This is a genomic window from Escherichia sp. HH41S, assembly GCF_009820115.1.
GTDB lineage: Bacteria > Pseudomonadota > Gammaproteobacteria > Enterobacterales > Enterobacteriaceae > Escherichia > Escherichia coli_F.
In genome coordinates this window covers 72868-87228 of record NZ_VNXE01000020.1, presented here as the reverse complement: position 1 = coordinate 87228, position 14361 = coordinate 72868, and the positions used below count along the sequence as shown (strand labels likewise).

The following is a 14361-nucleotide window of genomic DNA, read 5'->3' as shown; positions in this document are numbered from 1 at the left end:
CGTTACCCGTCTGTTACTGCGCCGGTGATTGTTCGGCATTTAGGGTCAGACGCGCAACCTGGTTAGTTCTGATAAAACGACTCAGATCGACAGGTTTCCCTTGATACTGGATCTGTACTGCGGCTGGCGCACCAATTTTCAGTTTATACGGAGCCTGGCCGGTTAAGTTCAAATTACCGTCTTTACGCTGCATACCGCTAAACAGTTTTTTACCGGTAGCATCAGTGACTTCCAGCCAGCAATCGGCAGTAAAGTTCATCACCAGCGCATTCGGGTCAGCCGCCGGCGTGGTCACGCCAGCCTGATCGGTTGGCAACGGCGCAACACCATCTGGCGTTGTTGTTGCCGTTGGTGCCGGGGTCGCAGCGGTATCAACGTTTGCCTGCGAAGGTGAAACAACTGCATTCTGTTGTGAATCAACAGCTGGTGCTGGCGAAGTTATGGCAGGTGTTTGCGTGTTAGTTGCGGTAGTATCCACAGACGCTGGCGGCGTGGACGTCGTAGTCGGGCCTGTGGTTGTCGACGTATCTAACGGAACACTCTGCCCCTGTTCGTTATTACTGCTCAGTTCCGCAGAAGATTGATCGGCCATAGTAGTGATCTCTTCCTGCTGAGCTTTGTGGTCTTGCCACCACCAGGCACCGCTCAGGCCAATAACCACAAACAACACCAGCCAGGTGAAGGTCATCAGCCAGCCGTCACGTTTTTTGCGGCGTTTACCGAGGGAAAAACTCTGCATCGGCGCAACTTTTGCAGCTCGTAGTGGAGCCTGTTTTTCCAGCCCCGGTAGCAGTTCTTCTTCTGGAATATGTACCAGACGCGCATAAGAGCGGATATATCCGCGCAGGAATGTTGAAGCAAGATCGGCAGGTGCCTTATCTTCTTCAATGTCGCGTACCGTGGAAACCTTCAGGCAAAGTCGCTCAGCAACGGCCTGCTGACTAAGTCCTAGTTGTTCGCGAGCATTACGCAGGCGAGCGCCGGTAGTAAGTGCTTCATTTTGGTCGTGCGTGGCTTCAGTATTCATTCGCTGCAGGTACGTTTAAATGAGAATTGAGATGCCGGTGAACCATCATGCTCACCCACACCGCGAAACATCCGTTAAGTTAACCGTTATCATACAGTATAAGACCGTCTGTGTGCTCGTGACAAAGCCCACATTCACTAAGGCTAACTTACTGTTGCATCGTTACATACTGCCTTAAAGTCAGCAAAAACGCACCGTTAATATTGACCAGACAATTGCAACTTAATACTTCATTCATAAAAGATTACGCCACGGTACATAAAGTAACCGTGGCGTAATGGCTATCAGACCGCTTTAATGTCGATGGCCTCACCCTGCATTCGTTTACGCAGGGTACGTTTCGTACGGTCGATAACATCGCCCGCCAACTGACCACAGGCAGCATCGATATCATCACCACGAGTTTTACGCACAATAGTGGTGAAACCGTAGCTCATCAGCACTTTAGAGAAACGGTCGATACGACTGTTTGAGCTGCGTCCATACGGCGCGCCAGGGAACGGGTTCCACGGGATCAGGTTGATCTTACACGGCGTATCTTTCAGCAGCTCCGCCAGTTGGTGCGCGTGTTCAGTGCCGTCGTTAACGTGATCAAGCATCACGTATTCAATAGTGACTCGGCCCTGATTGGCGTTAGATTTCTCCAGATAGCGGCGCACCGCAGCAAGGAACGTTTCGATATTGTACTTTTTGTTGATCGGCACAATTTCGTCACGAATTTCGTCGTTCGGCGCGTGCAGGGAAATTGCCAGCGCTACGTCGATCATATCGCCCAGTTTATCCAGCGCCGGAACAACGCCTGATGTAGAGAGCGTAACGCGACGTTTAGACAGACCAAAACCGAAATCATCGAGCATGATTTCCATCGCCGGAACGACATTGTTCAGGTTGAGCAGCGGCTCGCCCATACCCATCATCACTACGTTAGTGATTGGGCGCTGACCGGTGACTTTTGCTGCGCCAACGATTTTCGCTGCACGCCACACCTGGCCGATAATTTCCGACACCCGCAGATTGCGGTTAAAGCCCTGCTGGGCGGTGGAACAGAATTTACACTCCAGCGCACACCCCACCTGCGAGGAAACGCAAAGCGTGGCACGGTCGTCTTCCGGGATATACACCGTTTCGACGCGCTGATCGCCAACGGCAATCGCCCATTTAATGGTGCCGTCAGATGAACGCTGTTCTTCAACCACTTCCGGTGCGCGGATTTCCGCCACCTCTTTCAGCTTGCCGCGCAACACTTTGTTGATGTCGGTCATCTCATCAAAGTTGTCGCAGCAATAGTGATACATCCACTTCATCACCTGATCGGCGCGGAAGGGTTTTTCACCTAAATCTTTAAAAAACTCCCGCATCTGCTGACGGTTGAGATCCAGCAGGTTGATTTTTCCATCTTTCGTGGTGACGTTTTCAGGTGTGACTAATTGTTCAGACATATGCTATTCCGGCCTCGTTATTACACGTTATGGCCCCTGGAGGGTTGAAAAAAGAAACGCCCCGGTGAGCGGCTGCTCGTCCGGGGGCGCTGCATTGTACAAATTCTGGCGCACGGATGCCACGTTTGTGCGCGGGCACACTTCGCCTTCGCCGAAGAAATAAGCGATTTCGCGAGCGGCAGATTCGACGGAATCAGAACCGTGGGTACCATTTTCGGTCAGGCTGTCAGCGTAATCAGCACGCAGAGTACCGGCCAGTGCGTTTGCCGGATTGGTCGCGCCCAGCAGATCGCGGTGACGCTGAACGGCGTTTTCACCCTCCAGCACGGAAACCACGATCGGGCCAGAGGTCATGAATTCAACCAGACCATCAAAGAACGGTTTTCCATCGTGTTCAGCATAAAAGCCACGAGCCTGTTCAACGGTCAGGTGCAGCATTTTGGTGCCGACAATTTTGAACCCTGCAGCTTCAAAGCGCGCAAAGATATTGCCAATGACGTTTTTTGCTACCGCGTTCGGTTTGATGATGGAAAAAGTACGTTCAATAGCCATTTTTACCTCTGTAAATTATTCTGTTGTTGTCTGTACCAGCGTACGAGATGGCGCGGATTATAATGAGCAACAGGGCCGTTGACTATTGATGAAGGTAACATTTTTTTAAAATAAAACGAGTTTAAGCAACAAATATGAGCAAAACAGACTACTGCATGACAAATCTCACTGTCGCCACCTGCCCCATTTCGTCCATTACCAGCAATTGATAATCGCCTTTCTCTGTCAAATGCAGAGTCACGTTACGCCCGCGTTCAGCTAACGGTTTACCATTAAGAAACCACCAGCGTTCGCCTGTTCCTCCGCTTAATTGTACTGGTAATGACGCATCAGTAGCTCCTGGCAGACGTTTGATAATTACGCCATCACGCACACCAATCAACTGTAAAGGTACCTGAGCATCACGACCATACGGCGGGCAATTTGTTGATGCCCCAGGTAAGCGCGCTGCTCGTCGTTCAGCAGCAGGTAGCCAGGGTTCAAGTGGTAATGGCCAGACATTAATCATTTCTTGTCGAGCCTGAGGACAATCAGCGGCAACACGTTTGCCTTGCTCATCAAGCCAGATGGGGAAACGAATCCCACTTATTCCTTCTTGCTCCGGTAAAAGTAATGTTGGTGGCTGGCTATCTTCGAGCAGCCAGGTGGCAAGACGACGGCGGCAATTGCTATCGCCTTCTGGCAATGATTGCCCACCAGGCCAGCAGATAACGCCACGGCTTACAGAATCAGGACGCGGGTCTTCCGGCAGATTCGCACTGCGCGACAGTAAGATATTATTGACCTGATTCAACAGCGGTACGGCGCTGGCAAAGCCAAACTGACCGACAACGGGCGTACCGTCCGGTCTGCCAGTCCAGATCCCAATTACGTAACGAGCGTTAACGCCAATAGCCCATGCATCGCGATAGCCATAACTGGTTCCTGTTTTCCACGCCAGTGGTACGACGCGTGGCAAAGCGCCATCCGGAAGCGGCTGCGCTTCATCTGCCATAATACGGCGGATAATCCACGCGGCCCCCGGCGACATTAACGGTCGCTCAAGTAATGGGTCCCCCGGCTGTAAGCGCAACTTACCCGCCTTACCGTGGCGAGCAAATGCGGTATACGCTGCAGCCATATCCTCCAGTTTTGCACCTGCGCCGCCGAGAATGAGCGAAAGATTCGGTGCAGCGCCGTTGGGCAGATATAACGGCAATCCAACATTGCGTAACTTTGCCGCAAACCGTTTCGGCCCATAGGCTTCCAGCACCTGCACAGCAGGTAAATTCAGAGAGCGCACCAGCGCCTCGCTCATGCTGATCGGGCCATGAAAACCGCTGTCAAAGTTGCCTGGTCGATAATCACCAGTGCGCCGGGGAACGTCTTGCAACAGCGATGCAGGGTGGATCAACCCTTCATCCAGCGCCAGACCATAAACAAACGGTTTGAGTACCGATCCCGGCGATCGGATCGCATTGACCATATCGACATGCCCAAAGCGGGAATCATCATTAAGATCAACCGATCCTACCCAGCCGCGCACACTCATATCAGTATGATCAACAACGATCATTGCCAACGAACTGCGCGGTGGCAATCGTCCTTTCCAGTTTTGCGCCAGTTCTTCCAGACGACGCTGTAAACCAGCATCCAGCGTAGTAACGATTTTGTCGCTTTTACTTTTACCGAGCATCATTCGCGAAAACAGCGGTGCCAGTTGCGGCATTTGTCGGGGGGCCAACCAGATGGGCTCTTCACTAGATTCTTTTACCTGCTCACGGGACCACACACCTTGCGCAGCCATCCGATTGAGCACTTTATTACGTGCGGCCTCGGCACGTTCCGGCCAGCGATCCGGACGCAGTCGGCTGGGCGCTTGCGGTAACACCGCTAACATTGCCGCCTCGGAATAGCTTAAATTCGCAGGCGATTTTCCGAGATATGCCCAGCTTGCCGCACCGATCCCCTGCAACGTACCACCAAACGGAGCGCGATTAAGATACAAGGTCAGAATGTCACGTTTAGACAAGTGCCATTCCAGTTGAAACGCGCGCCAGAGCTGGCGAATTTTGCCGCCAAAAGTTTTGGGGTGAGGATCAAGCAGACGAGCAACCTGCATGGTGAGTGTGCTGCCGCCGGAAATAATCCGTCCCGAAGTGAGATCTTGCCATGCTGCGCGCGCCACCGAGAATGGATTCACCCCCGGATGCTTCCAGAACCAGCGATCTTCATAATTGATCAGTGCTTCAAGGTAACGCGGAGAGACATCTTCGATGGTTACCGGATAGCGCCAGATGCCCTCAGCATCGGCGAAACGCCAGAGTGGCGTACCATCCTGCGCCACGACTACGCGTGCGGGATTGACTTCATGCAATGGCAGGGGCCAGAGTTTATCTGCTCCCCACGCGGCAAAAAAAAGGAGAAAAGGCGCAGCTGCCAGCGCTATCCAGCAGCCGCGTTTGGTTAACAGGCGAGGCATTTACGGTCTGACAATCAACAGATCTTCAGCCGCGCCAGTCGCCCGCCAGTGGGGAACATACATCGATTCCACCATTGGTTGCGGAACATTGTATGTTCCCGGCGTTACCGCCCGCGCCAGATACACCAGCGTGACTGGTTGATATTCATCAACGGCAACCGCCGCCACAAAGCGATCGTCACGGAACTCAATGTGCTTAATGTTCGCTTGTTGCATTTGACTGAGTAGGTTTTGCACTTCGCTACCACTTTGCTCCAGGCTGGCGCTGCCGTTAGCCAGGTTCTGGTTTTCCAGTTCCAGGCCCGCAGGCAGTAAATCAACGACCAAAGCATCCGGCACGCTGTTACTGGCTTTGACCTGCAACCAGACCAGTACCAGATCGCCGCTACGTAACGAATCCAGCGATTTGCTCTTACCGTCAGTGCCAAGAATATGGCGCTCGATTTGCAGCACATTGCTCGCCGGTAAAGGGGCGGATTGCGGATAACCGCTGGCATCCACACGCAGCCATAACGGCTGATCGCCACTGTTGGTCACCTGTAAGGTGGCAAGTTGATCGCTATTCAGATTGCTGGTTTGCGCTTTCTCACCTGTCAGCAGCTCAGCAGAGAAAGACGTTTGCGCCTGCCATTTGCCCGGTAAATCCTGAATCGTACGGGCAGCCAGGAACAGCGCGTTACTTTCCTGAGTTGATAACCAGCGTTCACCGAACGCCTGCTGCGAAAGTGTGTTCAGCAGAGGGTACTGCTCATCGGGTAGCAATTTGTTCTCTTCCAGCAAGGAGAGCATCAATGCGTTGTCGCGCAGTGGACTACCGTAATCACCCAGCCATATCCGCTCATCACTATTGCGCGGCGTTTTCAGCGCCAGCACAATCGCTTCTTCACCACGCGTTGCATCGCCCATGGTTTTCAGCGCAACGCCAAGTTGCAGCAGCGGTAATCCAGACGCAGCATCGGCACGATGCTCCCAGATTTCACGCAGCGCACCCAGCGGTGCCTTTTGCTGACGGGCCAGCACCAGCGCAGCGTAAGACTGTACGGCGAATTTACTGGCTTTGAGATTATCCGCATACGGAATCGACATCATGCCCGGATCTTGTAAATAGCGCAGTAGACGTTCATTCCCCCGGTTAATGGCTTCTGTCGGCACGCTGTAACCCTGCTCACCTGCGCGGACCAGAAAATCCATCACGTAAGCCGTCAGCCAGTACTCTTCATCACCGTTTTTATCCCACAGCGCAAAGCCACCGTTATCACGTTGCATTTGCAGTAAACGAGAAATGCCGATATCGACTGCCGCACGGCGCTTCTCATCACTGTCGCCTTTGATTCCCAACGCCTGCAGTTGGGCTGCGTTGGTGTAAAGTGACGGGAACAGGCCGCTGGCGGTTTGCTCCAGACAACCGTACGGATACGCTTTTAACTCTTTGATATAACGTGCAATATTCAACGGTGGTTTGCCGCTCAACAACAATTGCCCTTCCAGCGTAACAGGCGAGAAGTTTTGCAATCCATCAGCTGGAATCGCCCATGTCTCACCAGGCTGCAACGCCGTACCGTAATTGACGGTTTGTGCCGGAAATGCCGGACGGACACCCATTTTCCACTGCTTATGCTGATCGGCAACGGTTTCATCCGGTAACGCTAACCCGCTGATAGTGGCCTGAATTTCACCATCACCATAACCCGGCAATGCTCGCACCGGGATAAACAGCGTGGTTCGCACGCCCGGCGCTAATTCAACGGCTGCGGGTGAATCGCTAACCAGTTCAAGCAAGCCACTGGCGGTCAGAGCAACGTTCAGTTTTTGCGGTTTATCGGTAAGATTAGTGATATCCAGCGTCAGACGTGAGGCGTCACCGCTGGCCATAAAGCGCGGCATGTTCAGTTCTGCTATCACCGGTGCGGCAACAACCACTTTGCTTTCGTTGCTACCGAAATCATCTGCTGTCCATGCTTGTGCCATGACGCGCAATTCACCGTTAAAATCACCAATCGGCAATGTAACCGTGCCTTCGCCCTGTTCGTTGAGTGTTACCGGTAGCGCCTGTTGCGCAACAATATTGACGTGATTTACTGGCGGTTTACCACCGCGTTTCAGTTCATCACCATCGCCACCAAAACGCAGAGCTGCCAGACGCCCCTGACCTTCAATGACCTGACCGTAAATATCGTAAATATCTGCGCCATAGCGTTTCTGACCAAAGAATGCCTGCCACGGATCTGGCGTGACATAATCAGTAATATTCAACACACCGCTATCAACCGCAGACACCAGCACATTCACCTGTTTTGGCATCTCACCATTTTTATTGCTGGCTTTAATTTTCACGGTTAATGGCTGATTGGGGCGTATTTTCGCTGGAGTTTCCAGCGCCAGATCGAGACGACGGTTTTCATCGCCAAGCGGCAAATGCAACACGCCAACTGCGCGTTTTGGCGTCGCGGAGCGAGATTTATCGCCAGGACGTACCACCAGCGTACTTAAATAAAGATCATGACGATTCCAGGTTTTATCGACCGGAATCGTCAGATCCAGCCCTTGTGCCGGAACATCAATCTCCTGCCACCACAGCGGCCCTTCACTGGACTCGACCATCGCATAGCCTTTACCCGCCGTTGGTGCGGCAATGTGCAACTTAATGGTATCACCAGGGCGATAACTGGCTTTATCCAGTTTCAGCGTGACACGGTCTGGTCGCACAGCACCGCTACCGTCGCTATTGTCCTGCCAGCTATAGCCAGCCCAGAAACGCACACTACTGACCGCTTCATTCGGCGCTTTGACTTCCAGACGATAAGCGCCCCACTCTACCGGGAAACTGACTTTACCGGTTTCATCAGCCTGAAGATCCAGTGTTTGTTCATTTTCGATCAGATCTTTTTGATCAAACTGTGACTGCCAGCCTTCATCTTCTGACCAGTTCCAGTAGTAATCGCGGCGTTCGCGAATCAGGCGCACTTGTAAGCCAGACACAGCTTTTTTGACGCCCTGTGCATCGCTATAAACGATGTCAAAAGCGGCGTTACTGCCTTCATCAACAATGGGCTGTTTTACCGTACTGTCAGTGCGATAATCGTAAACCGATTTCGAGGCGAATTGCGGACGGATCCCCGGCAATGCATCGGCAGGCCAGATAGCCTGCTCAGCACGGCGCGTCACCGGGCGACCGCCAGACTCCAGCAAACTGCCCTGGAAAATAACCTGTAATGGGGAATGCGTTTCCTTCCACTGGCTTTCTGTAGAAACTTCGCCGCGCCCTTTATCATCCAGCGTCAACTGAACTTCATCCAGCGTGCGCGAAAGGTTTTCAGCAGCTATATCGCCGAATTCGAAACCAGGTAAGGCTGACACAGCTTCACGCAGTGGGCGCAGGAAAAGTTGCCCTTGCAAAGTATTACCATTAGCAGGCGCCCCGTACAGGTAGTAACCCACCACGGAGAATTTCACTTCATCTTTCGGCGTTAGCGGGGTTTTCTCACCGGTCAGATTCAGCGCCATGCGCTCTGGCATAAAATCTTCGACGTGGAAATCCCACATCCGATACTGGTTATCGCCCGTGTTGGCTCGGATATGCCACATGCCGGTGGCCGCATTACTATCGAGTGGCCAGGTAAAGTGATAGAGGCCATTCTCCGGCTGACTAACGACGCTCCTGAGTACCTGCCCGTCGGGTTTAATTACGTCCAGCTTGATGGGTTGATCGGGCAACGCTTTACCGTCTGCATCACGCAATAAACCATTAAGGATGACTGTTTCACCCGGGCGATAAAGATCGCGCGGGCCAAACATGAAAAACTGTTTGTTATAGCCTGGCGCGCCAGCAATGTTAAATTCTGCTAAGTCCAGCGCCGGAAGTTTTAAATCGAGTAGCGTTGTCTGACCGTCTTTACGCGCCAACAGTAATGCCGCGTTTTTATCATTTTCCAGCTGCACATGCCCCTGAGCATCACTGGTTGCCTGAGTCAGAGTCTGCCCTTTCTCATTTAATAATGAGACTTCAACTCCTTGCTGGGCCGCGCCGTTTTCCAGGCTTTGGGTAAAGATATCCAGACGATTGTGATAACAGTGGGCCGATACGCCGATATCACTTAATGTAAACAGCGTCGCGGGATTACTGTAATCGTAACGTCCAGCCTGATTCATCACAGCCAGATACACACCCGCCTGCTGAAGCGGTTTGATATCACCCAGCGGCAGCAATAATTTTTCACGGGTGTTACGCGCAGGATTGAGATCAAAACGTCCGGTATAAACCAGATCCGCCATTTGCAGCAGTTTGTCTGACTGCCAGTTCGCCAGCGAATTTCGGTATTCCCATTGGCTAATAAATGCTGGCAGAGATTCTGGCTTAACACGGAAGAAGTTAACATCGACATTGTTAACATTGAGCGCCATTACCGGCAGCCCTTCAATGACTTTTCCAGGCAGCAGCGAACCACGGCTGGCAAAACCGACGCTCGGCTGGATATCGCGGGTAGTTATAGTTTTTTCGTAATCTTTACTGAAGGTTGCGTTGTTGAGTGCCTTGACCTCCTTGCCAATAGTAACGATCAAATCACGTTTCGGCTCGAGGTGGCGTAAACGCAGCTCTTTAAGATTATCTGACAACTCCCAGGCACCATCCACTTTGCCGCTCTTTTTATCAACGACGTGAATAACGCGCGAGAAATCCTGATCCGGGTCGAGAGGGATAGAGAAAGTCAGCACCAGCGTGGCTGCGCCATCGAGTTGGACTTCAGACAGATCCAGCAATGTCAGCGCCTTACCGGCACTCTGTTGTGCCAGTTTTTGTCGCTCCGGTGCAGAGAGTTTTGCTGAACTCGCGTTTTCTGAAGATGCCGCTTTAGTAACTTCAGAAGGCGCATCTTTTTTCACCGCTGTTGGCGCGTTATCGTTGTTGTCGCACCCTGCCAGCGCCAGCATTAGCATGCAGGCGGCTACGCGTAACTTTTTCATTTATCATCCCTGCCACAATGGCCCGTTAGCAACGTCGAGTAATTATTATGCGTGAGAATTTACGTTATGTAATTCAGTATCGCGCCCATGGAATCCGAATTTTAGTGAGAATTGTGGCTCAGACAGCCAAATCAGCCTCTTTTGCTTGTCGCTTTTCACTAAACATCCGACAATTTAGCCTAACCCGGCAAAAATGGAGATGCCTATGTCCACGACATGGTTTGTAGGAGCCGACTGGCTCGCCGAACATATTGATGACCCGGAAATTCAGATTATCGATGCCCGCATGGCACCGCCTGGACAGGAAGATCGTAACGTTGCCCAGGAGTATCTGAATGGACATATTCCCGGCGCAGTGTTTTTCGATATCGAAGCGCTTTCTGATCACAATTCCCCGCTTCCGCACATGCTGCCGCGCCCGGAAACATTCGCCGTTGCAATGCGTGAGTTAGGCGTTAACCAGGATAAGCACCTGATTGTCTATGACGAAGGTAATCTTTTCTCAGCCCCACGCGCATGGTGGATGCTGCGCACCTTTGGTGTAGAGAAAGTGTCGATTCTGGGTGGTGGACTTGCAGGTTGGCAGCGTGATGATCTGTTATTAGAAGAAGGCGCAGTAGCGCTGCCAGAAGGTGAGTTTAACGCTGCGTTTAATCCTGAGGCTGTGGTGAAAGTAACCGATGTGTTATTGGCAAGCCATGAAAATACGGCGCAAATTATTGATGCCCGCCCGGCTGCACGTTTTAATGCAGAAGTTGATGAACCTCGCCCAGGTTTACGTCGCGGGCACATTCCCGGCGCGTTGAACGTTCCGTGGACAGAACTGGTACGTGAAGGCGAACTGAAAACGACCGATGAACTGGATGCGATATTTTTTGGTCGCGGTGTCAGCTACGACAAACCAATTATCGTCAGTTGCGGTTCTGGTGTAACGGCAGCCGTGGTTTTGTTAGCACTCGCGACGCTGGATGTGCCAAACGTGAAACTATACGACGGCGCATGGAGTGAATGGGGCGCACGGGCCGATTTACCGGTTGAGCCAGAGAAATAAGCTTTTTACAGGCAATAAAAAACCGCCGAATTTGGCGGTTTTTTATTGCTGGTCTGGTTCGCGGCCTTTCCAGCAGGTTGACTTGTGTTGCCGGAGCAACGCAGGCACCCCACAGTGTTGAAATACTCTCTTTTATGCCTGGCTAAGTCAAGATAATAAATAGAGTAATTATTCAAATATGAGAGTATTATTCGTGACGGCCCTTTTCGCCGTCTCGCAAACGGGCGCTGGCTTTAGGAAAGGATGTTCCATGACCGTAAATGCAGGCACCCCACAGCGCTTGCTATCGCGGCAATATCGCCAGTGGTGCTGTCGTGATGCGGTCTTCGCATGGACCGCACAATGAAGATACGGTACTTCTGTATCGTACTTATTGTTTCTGGTGCGCTGTTAACCGAGGTAAATAATAACCGGAGTCTCTCCGGCGACAATTTACTGGTGGTTAACAACTTTCAGAGCAGCAAGTAAGCCCGAATGCCGCCCTTTGGGGCGGCATATTTTAGATTATCCGATTCTGTTTAAAGTCACGCAAAAAACCACCCCAGCGACGTTCATAGAATGGCGCAATATGTTCGGTAATAAAGTGGCTAATTCCTTTTTCCCCTTTTTTCACCTGGCAAATATCTATTGGTTCATCACCAGGTAATGTATCGGTCGCTACACTTCCCGCCGCCTGAATAATTTCTTCGATATCGCCATCGGCTTCAATGCCAATAAGTAAATTAGGCTGTGCCTCTTCGTTCTCTTTAATTGAACAAATAAAAGCACGCTTCACCGGCTTAATGGTTTTAAATAAGGTGGTGAGTGAATCAATCATTTGCGCTGGCGGCTCTGCGACTTCCGATAATATCAGCGATTCACCGCCTTCCAGTACTTCCTGACTACTCAGCGGATTTCCTTCTTCACCAATCAACAAACTGATTTCACGCGGCATAAACTCTTTACCGGTTGGCAATTTGGCATTAAGGAAGAGCGTTTCGCCAAGGGTTATCTCAAACAGTGTGCGAACGGGCATTACGACAAACGCCTGTTCGTCTTCAACCGCCTGTTGCAGTGCTTCTAACGAGGTGAAAAAAGGAATGACGCTGGTACCGTCTTCTTTTTCCCAGTGCTGTAAATCAAGCGCGCTATCTTCAGCCACTGCCTCGCCCTGCGCCGCCGTACCTGGTACCCAGACAGTGGATTCCAGTAGAGTACGGAAAAAGGCCGGGCGGTGCGCCGGTTCGGTTGCTGCTTTTTCCAGCAGGTCTTCAAGTTCGTTTTTTGTTTCGGACATAAGAACCACAATTCATTCAATGTTCGGGGCGTAAGTGCCTGATGCGCTACGCTTATCAGGCCTACAAGGGAACCGCAATATATTGAATTTGCAATACTTTGTAGGCCGGATAAGGCATTTACGCCGCATCCGGCATATTAGTTTACGCCGTTAACAGATTAGCAATCGTGCGCACACCAAGTCCCGTAGCGCCCGCTGACCACTGTTCAACCGGCGCTTTACGGTAAGTCGCCGAGCAGTCGATATGCAGCCAGCCTTGCTGATAGTTCTCAACAAAGTGCGACAGGAAGCCCGCCGCCGTACTTGCACCTGCCGGATAAGCAGCACTGCCCGTGTTGTTCAGTTCGGCAAAGTTAGACGGCAGCTGGCTGCGGTGGAATTCAGCCAGCGGCAGACGCCAGAACGGTTCGTTCTCTTGTGAAGCACTCTCCAGTAGGCGACCGGCCAACGCATCGTCAAAACTGAACAGCGCGTGATAATCATTACCCAGCGCGGTTTTCGCCGCACCGGTGAGTGTGGCGGCATCGATAATCAGTTCCGGTTTCTGCGCACTGGCGTCAATCAGGCCATCTGCCAGAACCAGACGCCCTTCCGCATCGGTGTTCATGACTTCGACTTTTTTACCGTTGCGATAGGTAATGATATCGCCCAGTTTGAACGCGTTGCCGCTAATCAGGTTATCCGCACAGCAGAGGAACAGCTTCACACGCTTGTTCAGACCGCGCGTAATGGCAAATGCCAGCGCCCCGGTAACCGTTGCCGCACCGCCCATGTCAGACTTCATTGAGTCCATAAACGCGGTCTGTTTGATGCTGTAGCCGCCGGAATCAAAGGTGATGCCTTTACCTACCAGGCACGCGTACACCGGCGCTTCTTTATCGCCAGTTGGGTTGTAATCCAGCGCCAGCAATACCGGGGAACGTTCTGAACCACGCCCGACAGTGTGCAGCCCCATATAACCTTGATCGCGCAGATCTTCACCTTTGGTGATCCGGTAAGTCACACGATCGCCTGCGACGTTGCTGATCAGATCAACAGCACGCTGTGCCAGTTGCGATGGCCCCAGTTCTTCTGCTGGTGCGTTGATGGTGTCACGCACCCAGTCGATGATCATCAGGCGGTTATCCAGTTCCTGACGCTGGGCATCGTCCAGATCCGGCCACTCCACTTTACGCGTGCCTTTCGGGGCTTTGTAACCTTGCCAGAATGCCCAGCAACGATCCGCATCCCAGCCTTCACCGCTTAACTGAACATGCTTGATGCCCAGACCATCAATCTTGCGCGCCGCACGCTGGATCAGCCCCAGATCGTCTGCCCCGTTCAAATGCAGGGTAATGCCGTCATTATTAATGCTGTAAGTTGCTTTTTCTCCCCAGCGCGCGTCGGCAGGTTGGGTCGAGAGGGTAATCTTCATCGCTTCTGTCATTTTAGTTATCCTTATTTGTAAAAGGGCCACCAGTTGGCAGCCCCAGGATTTTTCCGCTAAATGATTCGCGTTGCAGGAAGGCGGCAAGTGAGTGAAGCCTCAGGAACATAGATAACTATGTGACTGGGGTGAACGAGCGCAGCCAACGCATCTGCGGCGTGAAGCAT

The 14361-nt window shown here is 52.1% G+C and carries 8 protein-coding genes and 1 pseudogene; 2 read left to right on the top strand and 7 right to left on the bottom strand.

The features are described from left to right. Positions 1-13: 13 nt before the first annotated feature. The 5 genes and pseudogenes from rodZ to yfhM all read right to left on the bottom strand — a co-directional run bounded on the left by rodZ (position 14) and on the right by yfhM (position 10441). Positions 14-1027 (bottom strand): cytoskeleton protein RodZ, encoded by a 1014-nt coding sequence (rodZ, locus tag FQZ95_RS05555; RefSeq protein ID WP_160529971.1) that lies wholly within the window; start codon positions 1025-1027, stop codon positions 14-16. Positions 1028-1311: 284 nt separating this feature from the next. Further along, a complete protein-coding gene (locus FQZ95_RS05550; protein ID WP_000003317.1) occupies positions 1312-2466 on the bottom strand; it encodes a bifunctional tRNA (adenosine(37)-C2)-methyltransferase TrmG/ribosomal RNA large subunit methyltransferase RlmN in 1155 nt (384 codons plus the stop codon). Positions 2467-2592: 126 nt separating this feature from the next. Beyond that, positions 2593-3018 (bottom strand): annotated as a pseudogene (ndk, locus tag FQZ95_RS05545) (nucleoside-diphosphate kinase); the annotation flags it as partial. A gap of 148 nt (positions 3019-3166) precedes the next feature. Beyond that, a complete protein-coding gene (gene pbpC / locus FQZ95_RS05540) occupies positions 3167-5479 on the bottom strand; it encodes a peptidoglycan glycosyltransferase PbpC (protein ID WP_160529970.1) in 2313 nt (770 codons plus the stop codon). Then, on the bottom strand, positions 5480-10441 hold the full coding sequence (gene yfhM / locus FQZ95_RS05535) for an alpha2-macroglobulin (protein ID WP_160529969.1): 4962 nt from the start codon (positions 10439-10441) through the stop codon (positions 5480-5482). Between the two features lie 205 nt (positions 10442-10646). On the opposite strand from yfhM, the gene sseA reads away from it, so the two are divergent. Both sseA and timP read left to right on the top strand, forming a co-directional pair. Continuing rightward, positions 10647-11492 carry a 3-mercaptopyruvate sulfurtransferase gene (gene sseA, locus FQZ95_RS05530; protein WP_160523792.1) on the top strand — a complete coding sequence of 282 codons (846 nt, stop codon included), beginning with the start codon at positions 10647-10649 and terminating at the stop codon, positions 11490-11492. Positions 11493-11834: 342 nt separating this feature from the next. After that, positions 11835-11960 (top strand): small toxic inner membrane protein TimP, encoded by a 126-nt coding sequence (gene timP, locus FQZ95_RS26680; protein ID WP_265743939.1) that lies wholly within the window; start codon positions 11835-11837, stop codon positions 11958-11960. Between the two features lie 31 nt (positions 11961-11991). Here the strand turns inward: timP and sseB are convergent, their stop codons facing one another. Both sseB and pepB read right to left on the bottom strand, forming a co-directional pair. Beyond that, positions 11992-12768 (bottom strand): enhanced serine sensitivity protein SseB, encoded by a 777-nt coding sequence (gene sseB, locus FQZ95_RS05525; protein WP_160529968.1) that lies wholly within the window; start codon positions 12766-12768, stop codon positions 11992-11994. Positions 12769-12910: 142 nt separating this feature from the next. Beyond that, complete coding sequence (gene pepB, locus FQZ95_RS05520; protein ID WP_160529967.1) at positions 12911-14194, bottom strand: aminopeptidase PepB; 1284 nt, start codon at positions 14192-14194, stop codon at positions 12911-12913. Positions 14195-14361 lie beyond the last annotated feature (167 nt).

What these genes read in the sequence shown, in the direction of transcription:
- rodZ (WP_160529971.1), bottom strand. Translation starts at nt 1,027, where the DNA reads ATGAATACTGAAGCCACGCACGACCAAAATGAAGCACTTACTACCGGC.
- FQZ95_RS05550 (WP_000003317.1), bottom strand. Translation starts at nt 2,466, where the DNA reads ATGTCTGAACAATTAGTCACACCTGAAAACGTCACCACGAAAGATGGA.
- pbpC (WP_160529970.1), bottom strand. Translation starts at nt 5,479, where the DNA reads ATGCCTCGCCTGTTAACCAAACGCGGCTGCTGGATAGCGCTGGCAGCT.
- yfhM (WP_160529969.1), bottom strand. Translation starts at nt 10,441, where the DNA reads ATGAAAAAGTTACGCGTAGCCGCCTGCATGCTAATGCTGGCGCTGGCA.
- sseA (WP_160523792.1), top strand. Translation starts at nt 10,647, where the DNA reads ATGTCCACGACATGGTTTGTAGGAGCCGACTGGCTCGCCGAACATATT.
- timP (WP_265743939.1), top strand. Translation starts at nt 11,835, where the DNA reads ATGAAGATACGGTACTTCTGTATCGTACTTATTGTTTCTGGTGCGCTG.
- sseB (WP_160529968.1), bottom strand. Translation starts at nt 12,768, where the DNA reads ATGTCCGAAACAAAAAACGAACTTGAAGACCTGCTGGAAAAAGCAGCA.
- pepB (WP_160529967.1), bottom strand. Translation starts at nt 14,194, where the DNA reads ATGACAGAAGCGATGAAGATTACCCTCTCGACCCAACCTGCCGACGCG.